Annotated in this window: 24 protein-coding genes; 12 read left to right on the forward strand and 12 right to left on the reverse strand. The window is 41.2% G+C overall.

Going from position 1 to position 22,797, the window contains the following annotated elements:
• Positions 1-31 precede the first annotated feature (31 nt).
• The 3 genes from HX743_RS05195 (at position 32) to HX743_RS05205 (ending at position 2,444) form a co-directional block, all read left to right on the forward strand.
• A complete protein-coding gene (locus HX743_RS05195; RefSeq protein ID WP_131260911.1) occupies positions 32-304 on the forward strand; it encodes a hypothetical protein in 273 nt (90 codons plus the stop codon).
• A 138-nt stretch (positions 305-442) separates the two neighbouring features.
• Complete coding sequence (gene fba, locus HX743_RS05200; protein ID WP_004973298.1) at positions 443-1,480, forward strand: class II fructose-bisphosphate aldolase; 1,038 nt, start codon at positions 443-445, stop codon at positions 1,478-1,480.
• A 103-nt stretch (positions 1,481-1,583) separates the two neighbouring features.
• Positions 1,584-2,444, forward strand: a complete 861-nt coding sequence (locus tag HX743_RS05205; RefSeq protein WP_004973300.1) for a DMT family transporter — start codon at positions 1,584-1,586, stop codon at positions 2,442-2,444.
• Here the strand turns inward: HX743_RS05205 and HX743_RS05210 are convergent.
• A complete protein-coding gene (locus HX743_RS05210; RefSeq protein ID WP_004973302.1) occupies positions 2,407-2,625 on the reverse strand; it encodes a hypothetical protein in 219 nt (72 codons plus the stop codon). The two genes, HX743_RS05205 and HX743_RS05210, sit on opposite strands and share 38 nt — an antisense overlap.
• A 117-nt stretch (positions 2,626-2,742) precedes the next feature.
• A complete protein-coding gene (nfsB, locus tag HX743_RS05215; protein ID WP_004973304.1) occupies positions 2,743-3,396 on the reverse strand; it encodes an oxygen-insensitive NAD(P)H nitroreductase in 654 nt (217 codons plus the stop codon).
• A gap of 241 nt (positions 3,397-3,637) precedes the next feature.
• Here nfsB and hpaI point away from each other — a divergent pair, with 241 nt between their 5' ends.
• The gene (gene hpaI, locus HX743_RS05220; RefSeq protein ID WP_096900940.1) at positions 3,638-4,432 is read left to right on the forward strand and encodes a 4-hydroxy-2-oxoheptanedioate aldolase; all 795 of its coding nucleotides are present in this window, start codon (positions 3,638-3,640) and stop codon (positions 4,430-4,432) included.
• A gap of 102 nt (positions 4,433-4,534) precedes the next feature.
• On the opposite strand, the gene HX743_RS05225 is transcribed toward hpaI, so the two are convergent.
• Together HX743_RS05225 and HX743_RS05230 are read right to left on the reverse strand one after the other, a co-directional pair.
• Entirely contained in the window at positions 4,535-5,254 is a 720-nt protein-coding gene (locus tag HX743_RS05225; RefSeq protein ID WP_178318679.1) for a UDP-2,3-diacylglucosamine diphosphatase, read from the reverse strand.
• A 117-nt stretch (positions 5,255-5,371) separates the two neighbouring features.
• On the reverse strand, positions 5,372-5,881 hold the full coding sequence (locus HX743_RS05230; RefSeq protein WP_004973310.1) for a peptidylprolyl isomerase: 510 nt from the start codon (positions 5,879-5,881) through the stop codon (positions 5,372-5,374).
• Between the two features lie 206 nt (positions 5,882-6,087).
• On the opposite strand from HX743_RS05230, the gene HX743_RS05235 reads away from it, so the two are divergent.
• A complete protein-coding gene (locus tag HX743_RS05235) occupies positions 6,088-7,812 on the forward strand; it encodes a glutamine--tRNA ligase/YqeY domain fusion protein (protein ID WP_178318680.1) in 1,725 nt (574 codons plus the stop codon).
• 130 nt (positions 7,813-7,942) lie between these two features.
• Here the strand turns inward: HX743_RS05235 and HX743_RS05240 are convergent, their stop codons facing one another.
• Positions 7,943-8,476 carry a lecithin retinol acyltransferase family protein gene (locus tag HX743_RS05240; protein WP_096900868.1) on the reverse strand — a complete coding sequence of 178 codons (534 nt, stop codon included), beginning with the start codon at positions 8,474-8,476 and terminating at the stop codon, positions 7,943-7,945.
• A 135-nt stretch (positions 8,477-8,611) separates the two neighbouring features.
• Between HX743_RS05240 and HX743_RS05245 the strand changes: the two genes are divergently transcribed.
• Positions 8,612-9,364, forward strand: coding sequence for a phosphodiester glycosidase family protein (locus tag HX743_RS05245; protein WP_250316202.1), 753 nt, complete (start codon positions 8,612-8,614; stop codon positions 9,362-9,364).
• Between the two features lie 30 nt (positions 9,365-9,394).
• Here the strand turns inward: HX743_RS05245 and HX743_RS05250 are convergent, their stop codons facing one another.
• The 4 genes from HX743_RS05250 to HX743_RS05265 form a co-directional block, all read right to left on the reverse strand.
• Entirely contained in the window at positions 9,395-9,643 is a 249-nt protein-coding gene (locus tag HX743_RS05250; protein ID WP_004973320.1) for a hypothetical protein, read from the reverse strand.
• Positions 9,644-9,867: 224 nt separating this feature from the next.
• Positions 9,868-10,092, reverse strand: coding sequence for a hypothetical protein (locus HX743_RS05255; protein WP_004973321.1), 225 nt, complete (start codon positions 10,090-10,092; stop codon positions 9,868-9,870).
• Positions 10,093-10,333: 241 nt separating this feature from the next.
• Complete coding sequence (gene trmA, locus HX743_RS05260) at positions 10,334-11,416, reverse strand: tRNA (uridine(54)-C5)-methyltransferase TrmA (RefSeq protein WP_178318681.1); 1,083 nt, start codon at positions 11,414-11,416, stop codon at positions 10,334-10,336.
• A gap of 162 nt (positions 11,417-11,578) precedes the next feature.
• Positions 11,579-12,280 carry an NAD-dependent deacylase gene (locus tag HX743_RS05265; protein WP_178318682.1) on the reverse strand — a complete coding sequence of 234 codons (702 nt, stop codon included), beginning with the start codon at positions 12,278-12,280 and terminating at the stop codon, positions 11,579-11,581.
• A gap of 264 nt (positions 12,281-12,544) precedes the next feature.
• On the opposite strand from HX743_RS05265, the gene HX743_RS05270 reads away from it, so the two are divergent.
• Complete coding sequence (locus HX743_RS05270; protein ID WP_178318683.1) at positions 12,545-13,786, forward strand: acyl-CoA dehydrogenase; 1,242 nt, start codon at positions 12,545-12,547, stop codon at positions 13,784-13,786.
• 78 nt (positions 13,787-13,864) lie between these two features.
• On the opposite strand, the gene HX743_RS05275 is transcribed toward HX743_RS05270, so the two are convergent.
• Positions 13,865-14,773: an alpha/beta fold hydrolase gene (locus HX743_RS05275; RefSeq protein ID WP_096900864.1), complete on the reverse strand. Its 909-nt coding sequence runs from the start codon at positions 14,771-14,773 to the stop codon at positions 13,865-13,867.
• A gap of 125 nt (positions 14,774-14,898) precedes the next feature.
• Positions 14,899-15,450, reverse strand: a complete 552-nt coding sequence (locus HX743_RS05280) for a PadR family transcriptional regulator (RefSeq protein ID WP_004973333.1) — start codon at positions 15,448-15,450, stop codon at positions 14,899-14,901.
• Positions 15,451-15,584: 134 nt separating this feature from the next.
• On the opposite strand from HX743_RS05280, the gene HX743_RS05285 reads away from it, so the two are divergent.
• The 3 genes from HX743_RS05285 (at position 15,585) to HX743_RS05295 (ending at position 19,360) form a co-directional block, all read left to right on the forward strand.
• A complete protein-coding gene (locus tag HX743_RS05285) occupies positions 15,585-17,609 on the forward strand; it encodes an NADPH-dependent 2,4-dienoyl-CoA reductase (protein ID WP_004973335.1) in 2,025 nt (674 codons plus the stop codon).
• Between the two features lie 140 nt (positions 17,610-17,749).
• Entirely contained in the window at positions 17,750-18,163 is a 414-nt protein-coding gene (locus HX743_RS05290) for a nuclear transport factor 2 family protein (RefSeq protein ID WP_004973337.1), read from the forward strand.
• 90 nt (positions 18,164-18,253) lie between these two features.
• Positions 18,254-19,360, forward strand: a complete 1,107-nt coding sequence (locus HX743_RS05295; protein ID WP_026438425.1) for a YheT family hydrolase — start codon at positions 18,254-18,256, stop codon at positions 19,358-19,360.
• 197 nt (positions 19,361-19,557) lie between these two features.
• Here the strand turns inward: HX743_RS05295 and HX743_RS05300 are convergent, their stop codons facing one another.
• Positions 19,558-19,977, reverse strand: coding sequence for a hypothetical protein (locus HX743_RS05300; protein WP_004973341.1), 420 nt, complete (start codon positions 19,975-19,977; stop codon positions 19,558-19,560).
• A 226-nt stretch (positions 19,978-20,203) separates the two neighbouring features.
• Between HX743_RS05300 and HX743_RS05305 the strand changes: the two genes are divergently transcribed.
• Together HX743_RS05305 and kdsA are read left to right on the forward strand one after the other, a co-directional pair.
• Positions 20,204-21,844, forward strand: a complete 1,641-nt coding sequence (locus HX743_RS05305) for a CTP synthase (protein WP_004973343.1) — start codon at positions 20,204-20,206, stop codon at positions 21,842-21,844.
• A 31-nt stretch (positions 21,845-21,875) separates the two neighbouring features.
• Positions 21,876-22,733 carry a 3-deoxy-8-phosphooctulonate synthase gene (kdsA, locus tag HX743_RS05310; RefSeq protein WP_004973345.1) on the forward strand — a complete coding sequence of 286 codons (858 nt, stop codon included), beginning with the start codon at positions 21,876-21,878 and terminating at the stop codon, positions 22,731-22,733.
• Positions 22,734-22,797 lie beyond the last annotated feature (64 nt).

Below are 22,797 nucleotides of genomic sequence, written 5' to 3' on the forward strand. Positions count from 1 at the left end.
TAAATGAATGACCTAACTGTAGGAAATGACGATGATTCAAAAACTAACACTTGCTGCTTTAATTGCTGCATCTTTAGCCTTGACTGCTTGTGCAAAAAAAGAAAGCGCACCTGCGACTGAAACTGATGCATCTTCTGCAGTTGTAGATAACGCTCAAGTTACACCAGAACAACAAGCTGCAATCGACGCAATTGACCAACCAATCTTGGATGAAGGCAACACCGATATTCCTGAAGACGTTGCAAATGCACCTGCTGACGTTGCGACTGCAGACACAGAAGTTGCTGCTTCTGAAGCGCAATAAGTGCTGAAAAACAACAAATTGTAGTAATTTGTTTAAAAGTCCCTGCTTTTGCAGGGACTTTTTTTTGAAAAAGGCGATTTGTTGCTGAATTGAAACAAATCACAGGGTAGAATAACCAACATTATTTGGGAGGATATTATGGCTCTTATTTCATTGCGCCAGCTCTTGGATCATGCCGGTGAACATGCTTACGGCGTTCCAGCGTTTAACGTCAACAACTTAGAACAAATGCGCGCAATTATGTTAGCCGCAGATGCAACCAATTCACCTGTAATTGTTCAAGCTTCGGCAGGTGCGCGTAAATATGCAGGTGCGCCATTCTTGCGTCACCTGATTTTGGCTGCAATTGAAGAGTGGCCACATATTCCAGTGGTTATGCACCAAGACCACGGTACAAGCCCTGATGTATGTCAGCGTTCGATCCAACTAGGCTTTTCATCAGTAATGATGGATGGTTCTTTGGGTGAAGATGGTAAAACACCAACGTCGTATGAATACAACGTCGAAGTGACGCGTCGTACTGTGCAAATGGCGCATGCGTGTGGTGTATCGGTTGAAGGTGAGATTGGCTGTTTAGGTAGTCTTGAAACAGGTATGGCAGGTGAAGAAGATGGCGTGGGCGCAGAAGGCGTACTTGACCACTCTCAATTGTTAACATCTGTTGAAGAAGCACGTAGCTTCGTTGCAGATACTAATGTGGATGCTTTAGCGATTGCTGTTGGTACTTCGCACGGTGCATACAAGTTTACTCGTCCACCTACAGGCGATATTCTTGCAATTGACCGTATTAAAGAAATTCATGCTGCGTTGCCAAATACACACCTTGTAATGCACGGCTCTAGCTCTGTACCACAAGAATGGTTGGCGGTGATTAACCAATACGGCGGTGACATCAAAGAAACTTATGGTGTACCTGTTGAGCAATTGGTTGAAGCAATTAAGCATGGTGTGCGTAAAATCAACATCGATACAGATTTACGTTTAGCTTCTACTGGTGCAATGCGCCGTATGATGGCAGAACAACCAAGCGAATTTGACCCACGTAAATTCTTCGCAAAAACTGTAGATGCAATGAAACAAATTTGTATAGACCGTTATGAAGCATTTGGTACTGCAGGTAATGCAGACAAAATTCGCCCAATTTCTTTAGAGAAAATGGTTGAACGTTACAAATAATTCTTAATTTAATTAAGAACTCGAAAGCCCACAGTCCTTGTGGGCTTTTTACTGATGAATCCACAACTTCCAATCAAGAACAAAAACAATCCTCGAGCGTGTCATGGAACTGATTGTAGCCGCAGCCTTTTGTAGTGTACTGGTCTCTATTTTATTAAAAGTCTGCAAAATGCAGGGTTTTAACCCTATGCAGATGATCACATGGAATTATGTCAGTGCCAGTGTGTTGTGTTTTTACTGGTTTAAACCCAACTTGGGCACGATCTCAATCCAACATACGCCGTGGTGGCTCATTATTAGTTTGGGTGTGTTGTTGCCGAGTGTCTTTTTAGCATTAGCAAAATCGTTAGACAGCGCAGGTATTTTAAAAACTGAAATTGCACAGCGTTTGTCAGTGGTTTTGTCTTTGGCAGCCGCTTATTTTATTTTTCAGGAAAATTTTAGCCAACTGAAAATTGTGGGAATCGCGCTTGGGATTATCGCAGTCTTATGTATTTTGTATTCGCATCGTGCTGCAGGGCAGTCTGCTAAAGCGCAACAAGGCATCTTATATTTGAGCTGTGTTTGGCTGGGTTATGCACTGATTGATGTTTTGCTTAAATACAGCACAGGTTTAGGACTGCAATTTGCAGTTGCGCTGAATTTGATGTTTGTATGTGCTTTTGTTTTGGCGATGGCTTATATCTTAATCCGCGATAAAAGCATGGGCAGTATGCAAAATATCAGTGCAGGTTTAATTTTGGGTGCACTGAATTTTGCCAATATTGCCTTGTATGTCAAAGCTCACATGCTGCTCAAAGACAGCCCTGCAGTGGTATTTGCAGGGATGAATATTTTAGTGGTGCTATTTGGCGTGATCAGTGGAGTATTGTTCTTTAAAGAAAAGCTGAAAAGCACGACCACTATTGGGCTAGGCTTGGCATTGCTTAGTGTGCTTTGCCTCGCTTATGCCATGACGGTTTAAGATAACTCAACATAAAGCGAAAAGGATGTCGCAATAAATCTGCAGTTTCTGCAAGACCATGCAGCATTGTGGTTCTATCGCAGATCGGGCAGCGCAGGGTTGGATAGCTTGGTTTGGCTTGATATAAATACAGTTTTTTACAACGTCGGCATTCTAGTTTTAGCGGCATTAAATTGAGCATCATACACCTCATTTTTATTTTTGATAGAGATTGAGTACAGATTGCAAATATAGATAAAGCAAAATTCAGACCAAAAATAGGGACAAATTTTGTCCCTAGTGTTATCGCATGTTTGTTTTACAGTTGCGTGAAAATCTCGCGTTTATCAAGGCGTGATTTTGGCAGTTTGGCATTAAAATCTTGTTCACTACGATAGCCTAAACACAATAAAACCGAAGGAATCAGTCCTTGCTCAGTGAGTTGCAGTTCTTGAGTTAAAATTGCTTCATCAAAACCACCAATTGGCGTTGCGTCAATTCCTTCAATGCCTGCAGCCAAAAGCATTTGTCCGAGTGCAATAAAGGTTTGATTTTCTGCCCAACGCTGAATATCGCCTTTTTCATTGCGGTAGTAATCGACATAACCTGTGCGGCTGTCTTTCTGACCTTGTTTAGCGGCTTCATCTTTAAAGCGTCCACTAGCAGCATCCTGATTAAGCAGGTTTTCTAAATGTAATTCGCTAATGTCAGCTTTGGTGCAAAATAAAATGGTATGCGAAGCATCTAAAACTTTAGGGGCGTTATAGGCGTACTTTCCAACTAAAGCTTTAGCAATACGTTGTTTGGCTTCAGGGCGATCTGCAATAAAAAAATGCCACGGCTGAATATTAATGGAAGATGGTGCTAAACGCAGAATTTCTAATAAACGCTCAAATTGTTCTGCAGGAATAGTGCGACTCGCATCATAGGCTTTGGTCGTATAACGAGTTTGTGCAACGTTGAGCAAATCCATGAATCATCTCCATTTAAAGACTATATTTGGGGCAGGTGTGCGCCAAAAGCTTAACATGCCTCGCTATGCTAACGGAATGAATCCATGTGCTATTTATGCGGTTAAGATGAGATGAGCACGACATAAACATCTTTAAACTTAGTGTTAAATTCAATCATGCAAGACGTTTTCACTATTGGTTGTTTATAGCAAATAGGCGTTAAATATAAACTTGAGCATGGTGCATCCCAAAGGTGTATGGATGGAATATATCAATTATTTTAAGCGTAAATTAAAAACTCAGCAGCAAATTGGCTTATGGGTAGGTTTAGCAGATGCGTATGGCACTGAAATTGCCGCCAATGCAGGCTATGACTGGCTTTTAATTGATGGGGAACATGCACCGAGTGATTTAAGAACCACTTTGTCACAATTACAAAGTATTGCGGCTTATCCCTCTCAAGCGGTGGTGCGCCCGCCGATTGGCAGTGTGCAACTCATTAAACAACTGTTGGATATTGGCGTACAAACTTTGCTGATTCCTATGGTTGAAAGCGTTGAACACGCTGAGTTGATGGTCAAAGCGGTACGTTATCCACCTGAAGGTATTCGCGGCGTAGGCGCAGCTTTAGCACGTGCAACTCGCTGGAACAGTATTCCAAATTATTACGCGACAGCGCATGAAAATATTTGTTTGCTCATTCAAATTGAATCGGTCACAGGTTTAGAAAATCTGGATGCTATTTTACAAGTCGATGGGATTGATGGGGTGTTTATTGGTGCGGTGGATTTATCTGCCACGATGGGTTATGAAGGCAATCCGAACCATCCAGAAGTACAAGCCGCTGTGGTCGATGCGATTCAACGGATTCGTGCAGCAGGCAAAGCAGCAGGGATTTTATCGACCCAACATGAAGTGACACAAAAGTATTTGGATTTAGGCACAGAATTTGTGGCAGTTGGGGTAGATACCAGTGTGTTGATGACTTCGCTGCGTGAGTTGTTGGCTAAATATAAAGCTGATGCCGAAGTGATTAAAACGGAAGGTGGGTATTAATCTGCTAGCTGAAGAGATTTTGGCTAAAGAGGTTTTAGTTAGCTATGTTTAGCTAAGTACCTTTAGCGTTGTATCCATTATTTTTATGTAAAGATGTTGCGCTTAATAGTTCCAATGACTCAGTTGCCAAGTTGCTAAGGCTTGATTTGGTTCAACTACTAAAATTAGTGCAGCATCTGCGCGCCAATCGCCTAATACAATTCTAGGTTTGCCGTGTTCATTGTGAATATTTGGACGATGCGTATGCCCATGAATTAACACATCTGCATGCTGCAAGGCTTGTGACACAGCATCTGCATTTACGTCCATGACATCATAACTTTTGATTTGATTGGCTTGCTGACTTTTTTTGCGGAAACCTTGTGCAAGTTTTTGCCGAAAAGCCAAAGGTGTTTTCTTTAAAATCCCTAAAATGATGGGATTGCGAATGATTTTACGGAATTTTTGATAGGACACATCATCGGTACACAGTGCATCGCCATGTTCTAAACGTACCTGTTGAGAACCAATATGCAGCGTGTACACATCGGGCAGGAGTTGTCCTGAAAACTGATCTAAAAATTTCTGACCCAAAGCGAAATCACGATTGCCGACAATAAAGTAAATTTGATTACCTGCTTGGCTAAATTGCTTTAAACGTGCAACAACTTCATCGAGCCACGCTGCGGTGTAATCATCGCCAATCCATGCATTAAACCAGTCACCTAAAATATACAGTTGGGTGTTTTTATTTTGATAAGCGTCTAGCAAATCTAAAAACCCCCGAACAAGTCGAGGGTGATTTGGTGACAAGTGTAAATCTGCGATAAACAGATAGGTCACGAATTATTCCTTGGAATCTCCCGAAATCCCTCTTTTAAAAGAGGGATTTCTCCTCCCTAAACGAATTTTAAAGCAGTACTTTAAAATGATGTGCGTAAGCGAGGTCGGGTAAGATTCTTATTCAGCAATGATTTTTGCAGATTCAATCACCACATTTTCTAGTGGAACATCTGCGTGATAACCACGGTTGCCAGTACGCACGCCTTTAATTGCATCTACAACGTCCATACCTTCAACAACTTTACCAAACACGGCATAACCCCAACCTTGTGCAGTTTTGCCTGTGTGGTTTAAGAAAGAGTTATTTTTTACGTTAATGAAGAACTGTGCAGAAGCAGAGTGAGGTGCTTGGGTACGTGCCATTGCAATTGTACCAACATCGTTGCTTAAGCCGTTGTCTGCTTCGTTTTCAATCGCATCACGTGTTGCTTTTTCTTTGAAGTTTTCATCCATGCCACCGCCTTGGATCATGAAACCATCAATAACACGGTGGAAAATTACGCCGTCATAAAAACCATCACGAACGTATTCTAAGAAGTTAGCAACTGTAATTGGTGCTTTTTCAGCGTTCAATTCTAAAACAATACGACCTTTATTGGTGTTTAATTCGACTTGAGGAAAACTCATTGTGTAATCTCCTAAACATGGACACGAATGCCATGGGTTTTTTGGTTGAGAGAAGCATAAGCAAACTGTAAACTACAAGGCAAGTAAAAACGTTATTTTCTTTGTTAAAAACAAGGAAAAGCGTTCTAATGGGTGATGTATGCTTCACTACTGAAGTTTCTGTAACCTAGTTTATCCAATTTTATTTTAGAAGTGATTTTATTGCTATGAAGCCAAATGATGTTGTTGCATCTCTGCCAAACACCCCGACACCAAGTTCAAATGCCTCTGTCGATGCTGTGCAGCAAGAACAACAGCCGGGCTTAGACTTTATACGTCAAGTCATTACCGATGATATTGCGGCGGGTCGCACTCAGCAGGTGGTGACACGTTTTCCACCTGAGCCGAATGGTTATTTGCATATTGGTCACGTGAAAGCAATTTGCTTGAACTTTGGCATCGCACAAGAATATCAAGGGGTGTGTAACTTACGTTTTGATGACACCAACCCAGATGCAGAAGAACAAGAATATGTTGATGGTATTGCCAATGACGTGAAATGGCTGGGTTTTGAGTGGAATGGCGAACCACGCTATGCATCAAGCTATTTCGATCAATTATATACATGGGCAATTCAGCTGATCGAACAAGGCGATGCTTATGTCGATTTGCAAACCCCTGATGAGATTAAGCTCAATCGTGGTTCTTTTGTAGAGCCGGGTAAAAATTCGCCATATCGTGATACGCCAGTAGCAGAAAACTTGGCTTTATTTGAAAAAATGCGCAATGGTGAATTAGGCGAAGGTCAGGCAGTACTCCGTGCCAAAATTGATATGGCTTCACCAAACGTACACATGCGTGATCCGATTTTGTATCGTGTTTTACATTCATCGCATCACCAAACGGGCGATAAATGGAAAATGTACCCAATGTATGATTATGCGCATCCATTATCAGATGCCATTGAAGGCATTACTCATTCACTATGTACTTTAGAATTCCAAGACCATCGTCCATTCTATGATTGGGTGGTGGAAAAGGTGAAATCCGAGGCTGTGCCGCGTCAGTATGAATCTAGCCGTTTGAATATTGATTACACCATCACATCTAAGCGTAAATTGCGTAAATTGGTTGAAGGCGGTTTTGTGAATGGTTGGGATGACCCACGTATGCCAACAGTGGTAGGTATGCGTCGTCGTGGCTTTACACCAGAAGGTTTGCGTGATTTCTGTAAGCGTGTAGGTGTGTCTAAGTCGGATGGTATTGTGGATGTTGCAATGCTTGAATATTGCATCCGTCAGTCATTGGAAAATACTGCAGCACGTGGTATGGCGGTGTTAAATCCACTTAAAGTGACTTTGACTAACTTGCCAGAAGCATTAGATTTGGTCCATGCACGTCATCCAAATGTAGATATGGGTGAACGTATCATTCCGCTGACTTCTGAAATTTACATTGACCGTAAAGACTTTGAAGAAGTGCCGCCTAAAGGCTTTAAGCGTTTAGTGCCTGAAGGAGAAGTACGTTTACGTCATGCTTATGTAATCAAGTGTGATGAAGTGATTAAAGATGCCAACGGCGAAGTTATTGAGCTGAAATGTTCAATTGACCCTGAAACTTTGGGCAAAAACCCAGAAGGTCGTAAAGTCAAAGGCGTGATTCACTGGGTCTCTGCAAGCAAAGGCGTTGCGGCAGAAGTTCGCTTATATGATCGCTTATTTACTGAGTCTGACCCAGAAGTGGGCGATGATTTCTTGGCAAATTTAAACCCCGAATCGTTGACTGTGGTACAAGCCATTGTTGAACCTGCATTGGCAACAGCACAACCTGAAGATCGTTTCCAATTTGAACGTGAAGGTTATTTTGTTGCAGATCAGTATGATCACAGTGCAGAAAAACCAGTGTTTAACCGCATTTTAGACTTAAAAGACAGCTTCAAACCTGGCAAGTAACACCTTATTTAAGTTTTAGCTTGCAACTTGAAAGCCCAACTTGATCAATTCAGGTTGGGCTTTTGGTTTTATCTATTTGAGGTTTATAGAATATTTTGTGAGATATACAGTGTCGCTAAAATGACTGCGATTAGCGGTTTTTATGCTGTTCCTGCTTCATCAGGATTTGCGGTAACTGCATTTTGGCTTTATCGCGTAGTTTCTTCTTAATATAGAGCACTAAAGCAAAGCAAGTGGTGGTCAGGGTCAGCATCATACTGTTCATATAACTCATCAATGAACTGACATAACCAATGGTGGTTAAACGATCCATCATCTTAAATACTTGCGGGCTGCTTTCCACACCTGTAATTGCCCAAGTGCATAAATGTTCACAGTTATTCATAATCAGATGATAATTGTTTTCATGCATTCTGGAGCGCATACGGCGTACCACTTTGCGGCCTTTATACTTGGGCGCATGATACGACTGCACAATAATATTTTTGCCGTGACTAAACTTTTCAATACTGGTCATTTCAATCGGGTGTTTTTTAAAAAGATGTGCAAAACCCGAATAGTGAATCACGCGACCACGCCCAGCATAGATACCATGATGGCTATAGCCGAAGTGTTTCACAATTAAATGTGCCCCTAAAGGAAATCGTGTTTTCTGCTTGAGCATCGTACGCTTGACCAATAAAGTAACATGAGTAGAGAAAAGAAATCAGGTTTTATAGTGTACTGCGTCTGAAGCAAATATGCGATAACCCATTCAGTTATATGCACAATTTGTAACATAGCAGGTATGGAGATGATAATGTTTTGTTCTCGGTGGAAGTGCTTATTGCTCTGTTATTTATTCTGCACGCCTACTGCACAAGCGGAAATTCGCGCATGGACGGTTAACAACAGTAAAATCAATGCAGATGTGGTGGAAGTGACACAGTTGTCACAGTTAGGCTTATATCTGAAAGATCGGCAAGGGAAACCATATCTGCAAATTTCACAACTACAAAAAAATCTACAGTCTTGTGAAAACATGCAATTTGCCATGAATGCAGGCATGTTTCATCCAGATTATTCGCCTGTGGGTTTGTATGTGGAACAAGGACGACAACTTAAAAAGCTGAACCGACAGCAACAGGGATGGGGGAATTTTTTAATTCAGCCCAATGCTGTACTGGCGTGGAATCATCAACGGGTGTTTTTAGGAACAACCCAACAATATGCCAATCAAGCGTTCAAAGCGCAGTATGCGACACAGTCTGGCCCAATGTTAGTTATTAATCGCCAGTTAAATTCACGTTTTTTGGCAGACAGTACTTCTTATAAAATTAGAAATGGGGTTGGGTTAAAAGACCAAAGCCTGTACTTTGTGATTAGTAACACGCCTGTGAATTTTCATCAATTTGCCACCTTTTTTAAAGATGAGCTGCAAACGCCAAATGCCTTGTATTTAGATGGTTCGATTTCTACAGCGTATATTCCGCAATTACAACGTCATACTCATCCACATCGCAATTTAGGTCCAATTTTAGCTTATATAGATCATCAAGGCTGTAAACCCTAACATTGGAATTTGGTTTTGGCTTGGCTGAATTTATTGTCCAATAAAACCTAAGGCTGTGCCTTGCATCCTGCAGATTTTGACTGCTTCTTCGCTTTTCATTTGTTTGACTTCATTTTCAAATTGCTTTTTTTGTTGTTTAAGTTGCTCATCTGAAATACCCATGTTTTTAGCAAAACTTTCCATTTTCTCCCAAGTTTCGGCACATTCTTTCGGCATTGGGCTACAGGCTGTTAAACTTAGGCTGAGTAGGGCAAGACAGCTAAGGCTAGTTTTTTTCATTGTCATTTTCTCTGTTTGAATAATTCGAATTTATTGGTGTAATGATTATGTGTAGAAATATTAGCGCATGATTATGAAGATATGATTGACTGCGTTTGAAAAGATTAGCGTTTTTGTGCAAGTTCAAGCACGTGTCGCGATTTATAAAATTTATCGTTCTAATATATATGCAGCCATTAAAAAAGGCACTTAGTTCAACTAAATGCCTTTTTTATCATATTCCATTACTGGAATGGTAGATGCTGGAGTTCATTTAACTCTTTGCGGCTATAACCTCGCGAAGCGAGAACCTTCTTAATCCCGATAATGACATCTTCATCTGTGGCTTTGGTTAAAGCTTCGAGAAGTTGTTCATTTGTCTTGCAAGAGCAATCATTTTCAACACAAGCAATTTGATTTTTATGCTCGTTTTGCTGTTCTGTAGAGAACAACTTTTGCCAAAAACTCATAGAGCCTTCATTCACAACCTAACATAGATCGAAATATAGCCAATATAAAAAATAAATCAAGTCGACCTAAGTGATAAAAGCAGCAATCGAGTTGCAGAATTTTCGATGATATTGCATTTTTTTAACGAAATTATGACAGTTAAAGGGCTTGTAATGCTTTAACTGATTCATTTACATCATAATATTTACAAGTGCTCAAAAGCAGAACTTGTAAATATTGAAGAAAAATGCAACAAATTGTTTAAATCTTTTCCAGTAAAACAGCCGATTCAACATGATGGGTGTATGGGAATTGATCAAACAGTGCAAATTTCGTCACTTTATGGCTTTGACACAAGGTTTTTAAATTGTCATGCAAAGTGTCTGGGTTGCACGAAATATAAATAATACGCTTAAAACGCTGTAGGAGTTTTAAGGTGTCATCGTCAATTCCTGCGCGTGGCGGATCGACAAAGACCGTATCAAAATCATAACTTGCAAGATCAATGTTCGCTTCTTGCAAGCGGCGGAATTCACGCTCACCGTTATAGGCTTGAGTAAACTCTTCAGCCGATAAGCGTGCCACTTGAATATTCTCAATCTGGTTTTGTTCAATATTCCACTGCGCTGCATATACCGAAGATTTAGCCAGTTCTGTGGCAAGTACACGACGGAAACGAGTCGATAGCGGCAGGGTAAAGTTACCATTACCACAATAAAGTTCTAATAAATCTTGCTCAGAATGTTCGGCAACCGTACATGCCCATTCCAGCATTTTTTGGCAAACTTGCGCGTTTGGCTGGGTAAAGCTGCTTTCAATTTGCTTATAGGTATAAGTGCGCTCAAAAACCTGTAATTGTTCAACTACATACTCATCGGATAGCACGAATTTTTGCCCACGGCTGCGTCCAATTAGTTTAATGTTTAATGCTTTGCTCAAAGCTTGGGCTGCAGGCTCCCAATCAGATTCAAGTTTGCGGTGATAAAGCAGTGAAACCAACATTTCGCCACTTAAAGTCGCTAAAAAATGCACTTCAAATAAACGAGCCGATAATACGGGATCGGCTTTCAGGGCGGCTAACAGCTTTGGCATTAATAAGTTAATGCTGCGGTCTGCAATAGGAAACTCATCTACACGAATAACTTTTTTCTGCTTATCTTCACTGCGTTCAAACATGGCATAAAACAGATCATCTTCAATATGCCAAATTCGGAACTCTGCCCGCATACGGTAGTTGTGTTCTGGTGAGGCAAATACTTGCAAGGCAGGCGGGTTATATTCGGCAAATTGGGCAGAAATACGGGCAACTTTTGCATCAAGTTGTTGCTGATAAGATGAGGTCATATGCAGTAAACATCACAAACACAGAGAAAGAGCGATGGTAACAAAGTTTTAAAGAGATACCTAAAACTATTATGAAAATGATGCAATCCTGCAAGATGTCAAAATAGCCTAAGCATGTTGATGACATCTTACAAGTGGAAAAATTTAGATACTGTAATTACTTTAAACTTGATGTAATTGATCGAACAATTGCTGCATGCCCTCAGTGGCAGTTTTGGAAATCCGTTGAAATTGAGCAGGAAGTTGGGCTTGCATGGCTTTTGGGTCAATATAATAAGCCTGACAATTTGCAGGAATTTCGTGTACTAATCCAGCAACAGGGTACACCACCAAACTTGTACCAATCACAATAAAAATATCGGCATCTTGAATCAAATCCAGTGCTTCTTCATAGGCAGGAACTGCTTCGCCAAACCAGACCACATGCGGACGTAAAGGATAGCCTTGTGGGCAAAGATGCTGTTGCAAGTTCAGCGAGTCACCTTCAATTGGAAAAAATTCTGTCGTGTATTGTGCATGAGGCCCTGAGCTTTTGGCTAAACGAATATTGCCGTGTAAATGCAAAACTTCTGAACTGCCTGCACGTTCATGCAAATCATCAATATTTTGGGTGATCACTTGTACATCAAAATCATCTTCAAGTTCAGCAATTAAGCGATGCGCCAAGTTAGGCTGCGCATTAAGAATGTTTTTACGACGTTCATTATAAAAGCGTTGGACTAATTCAGGATTCCTTGCCCATGCTTCAGGACTTGCGACATCCTCCACGCGATGTTTTTCCCATAAGCCATCACCATCTCTAAAGGTGTTGATTCCACTTTCTGCGCTCATACCTGCACCCGAAAAAACCACTAATTTACGCATGTTTTATTCTCTTGATGGATGGTTAGATTTGAGTATAAGTGCCGAAAATAGAAACACAAATCTACAGCTCATTTTTTCAGAATTTTAAGTATCTAAATATGTGAAAGTTTAGTGCTGTCTATAACTTTGCTAAATAATTGAATCAAAGTTCACTTTTTATTGCTTGTTATTTCATTTTAATGATAGAACATAAAGTAAAGTAGTATGACGCTGCAAAATCAAATATTGATGAACCAGAACCTATAATAATGTGCAGAGGATGCCATGTCACAACACAATCCATCGCCAAATCACACGCCTGCAACTCACAGTAAAAAAGTGAAATTTGATTGGAAAGATCCTTTTTTGCTTGAACAGCAATTGACTGAAACCGAACGTATGATTCGTGATAGTGCCTATGCTTATTGTCAGGAAAAATTACTGCCGCGGGTACGTGATCAGTTTAGACATGAAACGGTAGATCGCAGCATCTTCCGTGAAATGGGTGAGCTTGGTTTGTTAGGCTCAACCATACCTGAACAATATGGCGGTGCAGGTTTAAATTATGTGAGTTATGGGCTAATTTCACGTGAAATTGAACGGGTCGATTCAGGTTATCGTTCAATGGCAAGTGTGCAAAGTTCATTGGTGATGGTGCCAATTTATGAGTTTGGCAGTGAAGCACAAAAACAAAAATATTTACCCAAACTCGCTTCGGGTGAATGGATCGGATGTTTTGGTCTGACTGAACCTGATTTTGGCTCCGACCCTGGCAGTATGAACAGCAGAGCACATAAAGTTGCAGGCGGTTATCGTTTACACGGTGCGAAAATGTGGATTACCAATAGTCCAATTGCCGATGTATTTGTGGTGTGGGCAAAAGAAGTTTCAGCAGATGGGCAAGTGGGTGATATTCGCGGTTTTATTTTAGAAAAAGGTTGGGATGGACTTTCTGCACCAATCATTCAAGGCAAGGTTGGTTTACGCGCTTCAATCACAGGTGAAATTGTCATGGACAATGTTTTTGTGCCTGAAGAAAATATGTTACCTGAAGTGCGTGGTTTAAAAGGGCCGTTCACTTGTTTAAATAGTGCACGTTATGGCATTGCTTGGGGTGCTATGGGTGCGGCTGAGTTTTGTTGGCATACTGCGCATCAATATACGATGGATCGGATTCAGTTCGGACGTCCTTTGGCGGCCAATCAGCTCATTCAAAAGAAACTTGCCGATATGCAAACCGAAATCGCGCTGGGTTTACAAATTGCTTTACGTTTTGGTCGTATGAAAGATGAGGGTATTGCTTCACTCGAAGGTACTTCGCTGATTAAACGCAACAACTGTGGCAAGGCCTTAGAGATTGCTCGTATGGCGCGCGATATGCTTGGTGGGAATGGTATCAGTGATGAATATGGCGTGGCGCGGCATTTGGTCAATTTGGAAGTCGTGAATACCTATGAAGGGACGCACGATGTGCATGCGCTAATTTTAGGTCGTGCGCAAACGGGTATCGCGGCTTTTGCCAATTAAATCTAGATCTAAACTAAATCTAGGTCTAATGATGCTACGGTGGAAAATATTGCAAACCACATTTTCCACCGTTTTACTTTAGCTGTTTAGTTTTAAAAATTGGCTAATTTCCTGATTAAATTTCAACGGTTCGGTCAGTAAAGGGGTATGCCCAGATTGGTGAAATATGACTTGTTTCGCATTCGGCATAGCTTCTACCACTTGACGTTGTCCTTCTGCCGCATACAAGGTCGATTGTGCGCCTGTAAAAAAGACTGTCGGACAACCCAGTTGAGTTAAAGCCTCACGATAATCTTCCTGATGGTGTAAATAATTGTCGATATACCAGCGTAAATAATCTAAACGCTGTGTAGGTAAAATATAGCGTTGTAAAACAGGACGTTTGACGGCCAGTTTAAATAAAAACGGACTGATTTTATTGCTGGCTTGTAATTCTATAAATTCTAGCCAAAGTTCGACTAAGTTTTTACGCTGCAACACATCCATTTGTTGAATATCAGTATATTGCGCGTGATCATGTAAAAACTCGGACAGATGAATCAATAACTGTTTAAATTGTTGATGTTGATTGCCAAATAAGCCATAAGGCCAGTTTTCATCTACCCCAATTTTTGGTGCTTGGTCAATTTGTAAATAACTGCTTAAATGCGCAGCCAATTGTCCATATTGCATGCCATGCATGGCAGTGGTTGCCCCCATGGAATAGCCAATCAGTTTAAATTGTTGCAGGTTCTGTTGTTGAAGCAGACTGTTTAAATCTTGCCAATGGCTCGAAATAGCATCCAGTTCTGGAACGGCACACAGGTTTGAACCCCCAAAACCACGCCAGTCTGGAATAATAAAACGATACTGCTTTTTATGTTGATACAGAAATGGCAACCATTGCCAACTGTGCATGCCTAAACCTGAAAGCACAACCACAGGCTCACCTTGACCAAATTCACGTACAAATAGAGCTTCGCCATCGGGCATGCGGTAAAAAGGCATCAGCATTTCCTTGCATGGTTGTAATTAAAGATGCGTTATTCTTTATAGCATAGCCTGATCATTTCTGTATGGTGAGCAACCCTGATTTCACATTGATGTGGTTGCTATTACTTAAAAATATACTTTTAAGATGAGGCTTCGGCATCAAACTTTTTCAGTTCAGGAATCACATTTTCTAGCCATTCAATCCAGCCAATTTCCTGATCTATCCCTAGCTGCAAAATCATTTTATGAATATACAGGGTGCGGTTGTTCGCAGGTGCTTGGCTAAAGTCTTTGGCAAAAATCTGTTGATAGGTGTGCAACTTGGCTTTGTGAAGCAGCAAATGTCGTTCTAGTTCGGGTAAGACGCTGTTGCCGCCAAGTTGGGCTTCGGCACGTAAACGTACCATAAGTTCTTCGCGTAATTGTGCAGGCGGGCTTTGCTCGACCATCCAGTTTGCCAGTTCATGCCGCCCCAAAGCTTCTACCTGATAGGTTTTGCTACGACTGCTAGAATCTTCATCTTCTAAGGTTGAAATCCAACCTTTTTTCAGCATGGTATTTAGTTCGCGATAAATTTGTTGATGTGTCGCATTCCAGAAAAACCCCATAGAGCGGTCAAAACGGCGTGCCAATTCAATACCGTTACTGGGTTTTTCAATTAAACTGGTCAATAAAACGTGAGCGAGCGACATAAACAGAGCAACTTTATTTTTTTCAGCTTTAATTATGCAACATGTTGCATAAAAATTAAATCTAGAATATAAAAGTATGCAACAAGTTGCATTAAGCATAAAACAGCCAGCATTTTTGCCAGCAGGGAGATTCTATGTCTGACTATCCACATTTACTTGCGCCTTTAGATTTAGGCTTTACCACTTTAAAAAATCGGGTCTTAATGGGTTCAATGCACGTTGGACTAGAAGAAGCACCGGGTGGATACGAACGTATGGCGGCTTTTTATGCAGAGCGTGCCAAAGGTGGCGTTGGGCTGATTGTAACAGGTGGTATTTCACCGAATGATGCAGGCTTAACCTTTGCGGGCGGCAATAAACTTGATACTCGTCAAGAAGCAGAAAAACATAAAGTGGTGACTCAGGCTGTGCATGATGCAGGCGGCAAAATTGCTTTACAGATTTTACATACGGGACGTTATTCCTATCAGCCCGATATTGTCGCACCGTCAGCAATTCAGGCACCGATTAACCCAAGTAAACCACATGCACTAACATCGGCAGAAGTACAGCAAACCATTGCCGACTTTGTGAATTGTGCCAAATTGGCACAATACGCAGGCTATGATGGTGTCGAAATCATGGGTTCGGAAGGCTATTTAATTAATGAGTTTATTGTTGCGCGTACCAACCATCGTGATGATGAATGGGGCGGCAGTTATGAAAACCGTATTCGTTTCCCAATTGAAATTGTTAAACGTACCCGTGCAGAAGTGGGTGAAAACTTTATTATTATTTACCGCTTGTCGATGTTGGATTTAGTCGAAGGCGGTTCGAGTTTTGAAGAAGTGGTGCAATTGGCACAAGCGATTGAAAAAGCAGGTGCAACCATTATCAATACAGGGATTGGCTGGCATGAAGCACGTATCCCAACCATTGCTACCAAAGTCCCTCGCGCAGCTTTTACATGGGTGACAGAGAAATTAAAAGGTTTGGTTAAAGTGCCACTGATCACTTCAAACCGTATTAACACCCCTGAAATGGCTGAGCATGTTTTGGCTGCAGGACATGCCGATATGGTATCGATGGCACGTCCAATGTTGGCAGATGCTTTCTTTGTGCAAAAAGCAGAGCAAGGTCGCAGTGATGAAATCAACACATGTATTGGTTGTAACCAAGCTTGTTTAGACCATATTTTCTCAATGAAGATTGCTTCATGTTTGGTCAATCCACGTGCTTGCCATGAAACAGAACTCATTTTTAAAGAAGCAACACAGACTAAAAAAATTGCGGTGATTGGTGCAGGGCCTGCAGGTTTGAGCTTTGCAACCTATGCTGCAGAACGTGGGCATCAGGTGACGATTTTTGAAGCATCGAATCAAATTGGTGGGCAGTTTAATATTGCTAAAACCATTCCTGGTAAAGAAGAGTTTTACGAAACTTTGCGCTATTTCAAACGCCAAATTGAGCTGCAACCGAATATTAAATTGGTATTGAATCATACGGCTAGTTTTGAACAATTGCTCAATGCTGACTTCGATGATGTGGTTGTGGCAACAGGTGTAACCCCGCGTCAATTGGATATCGCAGGTATTAATCACCCTAAAGTGCTGAGCTATATTGAGGTATTAAAAGAGCGTAAGCCTGTAGGTCAACGTGTTGCGATTATTGGCGCTGGTGGTATTGGTTTTGATACTGCAGAATATTTAAGCCATGAAGGTGAAAGTGGTAGTCTAAATCCTGAAAAATTCTACGATGAATGGGGAATTGATACCAATTATGCGCATGTCGGTGGTTTAAAAGCAGCAAAAGTTGAAGAATCGCCACGTGAAATTTATTTATTGCAACGTAAAGCATCATCCGTGGGTGCTGGCTTGGGTAAAACAACAGGCTGGATTCATCGTACAGGTTTAAAAAACCGTGACGTTAAAATGATTGCAGGGGCAAGTTATGACCTGATTGATGATCAAGGCTTGCACATCACCGTCAATGGTCAAAGTACAGTGCTCGAAGTTGATCATGTGGTGATTTGTGCAGGGCAAGAGTCTTACACCGCCATGTATGAGCAATTACAGGCAGCAGGCAAAAATGTGCATTTAATTGGTGGGGCGAAAGAAGCAGGCGAGTTAGATGCCAAACGTGCAATTCGTCAGGGTGCTGAATTGGCAGCGAAAATTTAATGTAATTCCTTCTCCCTCTCCTTTGGGAGGGGGCTGGGGAGAGAGTTAATAATCGCTTCTGCCCAGTGCAGCAGTGCTTCAGTCTCACTCAGGGACTCTGCATAGAAATGAAATATCAAAACAAAAAAAAGGAACTTAACATGACTTTGGAAACAACAAAATTAGCGGTACAGCGTTGGCATACAATGCTGCAAAACCATGATATGTCTATTTTGAGTGAATTGCTGGCAGATGATGTGGTGTTTCGTTCACCTGTAGCGTACCAACCTTATGCGGGTAAACAAGTGGTATTTTTTATTTTGACCAATGTAATTCAGGTCTTTGAAAACTTTACTTATCACCGTGAGTTTTATACTGAAGATGGTTGCAATGTTGTACTTGAATTTTCCGCCAATGTGGGAGATAAAAAACTTAAAGGAATTGATATGATTCAATTCAATACACAAGGACAAATTGTGGACTTTGAAGTGATGATTCGCCCGAAAAGTGGTTTAGAGGCATTGGCTGTGCAAATGGGACAACGTATGGCTGCCTTTATGCCAACCGAAAAATAAAATACCGCGTGTGTATGGCAATGAAGTTGTTTTATAGAAATCGGTTTCGGGTTGGCATGCTTGAAAGTGCATGTATTGCTTGGGAGTAAAATGATGTCTACATTACAAAAAATAGCGAAAATTACACAAGCGGTTTTAGATCAGGTCACAGGCGCAGATTTACCGACGTTGTATTATCATCCACATGGAGAAATCCGTCGGGTATTGGATTATTTACCACAGCTCAAAGAAAAATACCGTCCAACACCGTGGCTGTCCAATACACATGCGCATCTTTTATATTTTGATTTAATTAAAAAGAAAACCATTCGTCAGCAGTATGATCGGGTTGATCAACTCACTATGCAAGATGGTGGTATCACCGCAGTTGCTTGGGTGGGTTATGACTTACCTGCAGATACTCCCACAATTGTGTTGATGCATACCATTACAGGTTCTTTGGAAAGTATGCGTGAGTTGGTGCGCGATTTACATCAACAGACACAGTGGCGTATTGCCTTATGTTTACGTCGTGGGCATGGCAATTTACCGATGCCTGTACCACAAATGAATCTGTTTGGTTCGACGCATGATTTGCGTGAACAAATAGTGTTTATTCAGCAACAATTTCCACAATCTGAATTATATGCTGTTGGTTCTTCCGCAGGGACAGGATTATTGGTGCGCTATTTGGGCGAAGAAGGCGAGCAAACCCCAATTAAAGCCGCGTTTGCACTGTGCCCAGGATATAACACTGAACTAGGCTTTCAGCATGTGCATCCTTTTTACAGTAAAGTGATGACCAAAAAATTATTCCAGTTTTTTATTCAGCCCCATCAGGACATTTGGCAAAACGTAAAATCTTTATCGCAAGTGTTAAGTGCGACTACATTGGCAGAGTTTGAAAAGGCGTATTTTGAATTGGCGGGTTTTGAAGATTATGACAGCTACACACAAGCCATTAACCCAATTTATGTGTTTGAGAATGTCAAAATTCCGCTTATGGTTTTAAATGCAGAAGATGACCCAGTGTGCCACATCAAAAACTTTGATCCTTATAAAGAAACCATACGGAAAATGCCAAATATTATGGTAGTGACGACCCGTAAAGGCAGTCATTGTGGTTTTTATGAAGGTGTCGGTTTTACTAAATCTTGGGCATCGCGTTTAATTTCTAATTATTTTAAAGTGCAATCGCAGTTGCTGCAGGCAAGTTAAAGTGAAGCGCACAAACTTATATAGAAATAGGTAGCTGTATTGCAAATGTATTCACGAGTTATCTCAGCGAAGACTCATCCAAATGAATAAAAAACCCAGTACACAATGACTGGGTTTTTTAACGTCAATTCAAATCTAAGATAAGAACTTACACCTTAAAACTGACTTTAACTTAAAGCTTAGTTTTAAGTGAGCACTTAGTTCTCAAGTGCTGGGGTTGCAGCAGCAATCGCAGCGGCAACAGCATCATCTTCAGATTGAGCACCTGTGTTATTGCTTGGACGTGCTTGAGTTGGTTTATCTTCTGCTACAGGAGCTGCCGCTTTCGGCGCAGGCGCAGGTGCAGCAGCAGGTTGTGCAGGTGTTTCACGACGGATTTCAGTTGTGGTGTTCGCTGTTTCAGTGCGCTCCACTTCTACCTGTGCAGGCGCTTCTGGTTCAGCATCTTGAATGTTTTCAACAGGTTCTAGTGGTTCAAATTGAGCAGTTTCAGTAGTTTGTTCAGTTTGAACCTCTACTTGTTCTTGCTCATCTTGCTTTGGCTGTTCTTTTTTTACACATGCAGTTAATAACAACGCCGTTGCAATTGCACCACAAATTAAAAGTTTCTTATTCATAATTGCACAAAATAAAAGATCGGATAGACGGACGTATTATAGCAATAAAATGACAGATGAAAATCCTCTCAAGAAGTTCTAATTTTTTATAGGAAATGCTGATAGAATAACCAATTGTTTATTGTTCTATGAATTGATGCGGAATGACTTTGCTTTATTGGTGCAGAGTAAAGTAAAATTGCGCAACATTGCAGGCCGATTTAGGCTCGATTGTACGAGAAACCCAATGACCCATTTTATTTTCGTGACTGGTGGTGTAGTTTCATCACTAGGTAAAGGTATTTCAGCTGCTTCAGTTGCTGCACTTTTAGAAGCCCGTGGTTTAAAAGTAACCATGGTCAAAATGGATCCATACATTAATGTCGATCCAGGGACAATGAGTCCTTTCCAACATGGTGAAGTTTTTGTCACAGAGGATGGTGCCGAAACTGACTTAGATTTGGGTTATTACGAACGTTTCTTGCGTCGTGCGAAAATGACCAAGTTAAATAACTTTACATCTGGTCGCGTGTATCAAGACGTTCTAAACAAAGAGCGCCGTGGTGATTACTTGGGCGGTACTGTTCAGGTGATTCCACACATTACCGATAATATTAAAGAACGTGTACTTCGCGCAGGCGAAGGCTATGATGTCGCAATCGTAGAAATTGGCGGTACAGTAGGTGACATTGAATCTCTCCCATTCATGGAATCTGTACGTCAATTGATGGTGGAATTAGGGCATAAGCGTACCATGCTCATGCACTTAACTTTATTGCCATATATCAAGTCTGCGGCAGAGTTAAAAACCAAGCCAACTCAACACTCAGTTAAAGAATTGTTATCTATCGGTATTCAGCCAGATATTCTCATCTGCCGTACTGAACATGATGTTGATGCTGACACTACCCGTAAAATTGCGTTATTTACCAACGTAGAAGCACGTGCGGTTGTGGTATGTAAAGATGCCAAAACCATCTACCAAATTCCGCGTACATTCTATGAACAAGACGTTGATGATTTAATTTGTGAGCGTTTTGGCTTCAATGATCTTCCAGAAGCAGATTTATCTGATTGGGATAACGTAGTTGATGCATTATTGAACCCTGAATACAGCGTTCGTGTGGCGATGGTGGGTAAATATGTTGAACTGCCAGATGCCTATAAATCTGTAAACGAAGCATTATTGCATGCGGGTATTCAAAACCGCGTCAAAGTTGAAATTGACTATGTCAATGCAGAAGACCTTGAAAGCCAAGACGTTAATACTGTACTTAAAGATGCCGATGCAATTTTAGTTCCGGGCGGCTTTGGTGAGCGCGGTACCGAAGGTAAAATGCAAGCCATCAAATATGCACGTGAAAACGGTGTCCCATTCTTGGGAATCTGTTTGGGTATGCAATTGGCTGTGATTGAATATGCACGTAATGTGGCAGGTATTGCCGATGCAAGTTCAACAGAGTTTAACCGTTCGACTAAGTCGCCACTTATTGGTTTGATTACTGAATGGTTAGATGAGCGCGGCGAAGTTCAACAGCGTTCTGTCGATTCTGACTTGGGCGGCACTATGCGTTTAGGTGCACAAAAATCTGAATTGGTTGAAGGTACCAAAACTCGTGAAGTGTATGGTTCTGCAGAAATTGTAGAGCGCCATCGCCATCGCTATGAAATGAATAACCGTTATATTCCTGTGCTTGAAGAAGCAGGTCTTAAAATTTCGGGTTATTCACCAATTCAGCACTTGGTTGAAACTGTTGAAATTCCGCAACATCCTTGGTTTATTGCGGTACAATTCCACCCAGAATTTACCAGCTCGCCACGTGATGGACATCCATTGTTTGCTGGCTTTATCGGTGCGGCAAAACAACAGCATCAAAAAACCAAATAAGATGGCTTTAGGGATAAACTAGGAAGTTGAAATGTCACAATTAAAACCACAAGAAATTGTACGTTTGGGTGATATACAAATGGCGAATCATTTGCCATTTGTATTGTTTGGCGGCATGAATGTACTTGAGTCTAAAGACCTTGCATTTGAAATTGCTGAAACTTATGTGGATATTTGCACACGCTTAAATATCCCGTATGTATTCAAAGCCAGTTTTGACAAAGCCAACCGTTCTAGCCTGAACTCATTTCGTGGTCCCGGTTTGGAAAAAGGCATTGAATGGCTGGCTGACATTAAAAAGCATTTTAATGTGCCAATTATTACCGATGTGCATGAGCCGTATCAGGCTGCGCCTGTGGCAGAAGTGGCAGATATTATTCAGCTTCCTGCGTTTTTAAGTCGCCAAACCGATTTGGTTGAAGCGATGGCAAAAACTCAAGCCATTATCAACATCAAAAAAGCACAATTCCTTGCGCCGCACGAAATGCGTCATATTTTGCATAAGTGTTTAGAAGCAGGGAATGACAAATTGATTCTTTGTGAGCGTGGTTCAGCATTTGGTTACAACAACTTGGTTGTCGATATGCTGGGCTTTGACATCATGAAAGAAATGAATGTACCTGTGTTCTTTGATGTAACCCATGCTTTGCAAACTCCGGGTGGTCGTGCAGATTCGGCAGGTGGTCGTCGTGCACAAATTACCACCTTGGCACGTGCAGGTATGGCAACTGGCTTGGCAGGTTTATTCCTAGAAGCACATCCTGAACCAGAGCAGGCAAAGTGTGATGGTCCATGTGCATTGCGTCTATCACAACTTGAGCCGTTCTTGGCACAGCTTAAAGAATTGGATACCTTGGTAAAAGGTTTCCAAAAGCTAGATACACACTAAATTAGATCCATATTAAATTATAGACTCATTGATGCCTAAAGCATCACGTTATTAATCAACTGAG

The sequence above is a fragment of the Acinetobacter sp. Swhac1 genome (assembly GCF_013390985.1).
GTDB lineage: Bacteria > Pseudomonadota > Gammaproteobacteria > Pseudomonadales > Moraxellaceae > Acinetobacter > Acinetobacter towneri.

Excerpts from the sequence above, each read along its gene's own strand:
- HX743_RS05195 (WP_131260911.1), top strand. The coding sequence starts at position 32 with ATGATTCAAAAACTAACACTTGCTGCTTTAATTGCTGCATCTTTAGCC.
- fba (WP_004973298.1), top strand. The coding sequence starts at position 443 with ATGGCTCTTATTTCATTGCGCCAGCTCTTGGATCATGCCGGTGAACAT.
- HX743_RS05205 (WP_004973300.1), top strand. The coding sequence starts at position 1,584 with ATGGAACTGATTGTAGCCGCAGCCTTTTGTAGTGTACTGGTCTCTATT.
- HX743_RS05210 (WP_004973302.1), bottom strand. The coding sequence starts at position 2,625 with ATGCTCAATTTAATGCCGCTAAAACTAGAATGCCGACGTTGTAAAAAA.
- nfsB (WP_004973304.1), bottom strand. The coding sequence starts at position 3,396 with ATGGATTTGCTCAACGTTGCACAAACTCGTTATACGACCAAAGCCTAT.
- hpaI (WP_096900940.1), top strand. The coding sequence starts at position 3,638 with ATGGAATATATCAATTATTTTAAGCGTAAATTAAAAACTCAGCAGCAA.
- HX743_RS05230 (WP_004973310.1), bottom strand. The coding sequence starts at position 5,881 with ATGAGTTTTCCTCAAGTCGAATTAAACACCAATAAAGGTCGTATTGTT.
- HX743_RS05235 (WP_178318680.1), top strand. The coding sequence starts at position 6,088 with ATGAAGCCAAATGATGTTGTTGCATCTCTGCCAAACACCCCGACACCA.
- HX743_RS05240 (WP_096900868.1), bottom strand. The coding sequence starts at position 8,476 with ATGCTCAAGCAGAAAACACGATTTCCTTTAGGGGCACATTTAATTGTG.
- HX743_RS05245 (WP_250316202.1), top strand. The coding sequence starts at position 8,612 with ATGTTTTGTTCTCGGTGGAAGTGCTTATTGCTCTGTTATTTATTCTGC.
- HX743_RS05250 (WP_004973320.1), bottom strand. The coding sequence starts at position 9,643 with ATGAAAAAAACTAGCCTTAGCTGTCTTGCCCTACTCAGCCTAAGTTTA.
- HX743_RS05255 (WP_004973321.1), bottom strand. The coding sequence starts at position 10,092 with ATGAGTTTTTGGCAAAAGTTGTTCTCTACAGAACAGCAAAACGAGCAT.
- trmA (WP_178318681.1), bottom strand. The coding sequence starts at position 11,416 with ATGACCTCATCTTATCAGCAACAACTTGATGCAAAAGTTGCCCGTATT.
- HX743_RS05265 (WP_178318682.1), bottom strand. The coding sequence starts at position 12,280 with ATGCGTAAATTAGTGGTTTTTTCGGGTGCAGGTATGAGCGCAGAAAGT.
- HX743_RS05270 (WP_178318683.1), top strand. The coding sequence starts at position 12,545 with ATGTCACAACACAATCCATCGCCAAATCACACGCCTGCAACTCACAGT.
- HX743_RS05275 (WP_096900864.1), bottom strand. The coding sequence starts at position 14,773 with ATGCCTTTTTACCGCATGCCCGATGGCGAAGCTCTATTTGTACGTGAA.
- HX743_RS05280 (WP_004973333.1), bottom strand. The coding sequence starts at position 15,450 with ATGTCGCTCGCTCACGTTTTATTGACCAGTTTAATTGAAAAACCCAGT.
- HX743_RS05285 (WP_004973335.1), top strand. The coding sequence starts at position 15,585 with ATGTCTGACTATCCACATTTACTTGCGCCTTTAGATTTAGGCTTTACC.
- HX743_RS05290 (WP_004973337.1), top strand. The coding sequence starts at position 17,750 with ATGACTTTGGAAACAACAAAATTAGCGGTACAGCGTTGGCATACAATG.
- HX743_RS05295 (WP_026438425.1), top strand. The coding sequence starts at position 18,254 with ATGATGTCTACATTACAAAAAATAGCGAAAATTACACAAGCGGTTTTA.
- HX743_RS05300 (WP_004973341.1), bottom strand. The coding sequence starts at position 19,977 with ATGAATAAGAAACTTTTAATTTGTGGTGCAATTGCAACGGCGTTGTTA.
- HX743_RS05305 (WP_004973343.1), top strand. The coding sequence starts at position 20,204 with ATGACCCATTTTATTTTCGTGACTGGTGGTGTAGTTTCATCACTAGGT.
- kdsA (WP_004973345.1), top strand. The coding sequence starts at position 21,876 with ATGTCACAATTAAAACCACAAGAAATTGTACGTTTGGGTGATATACAA.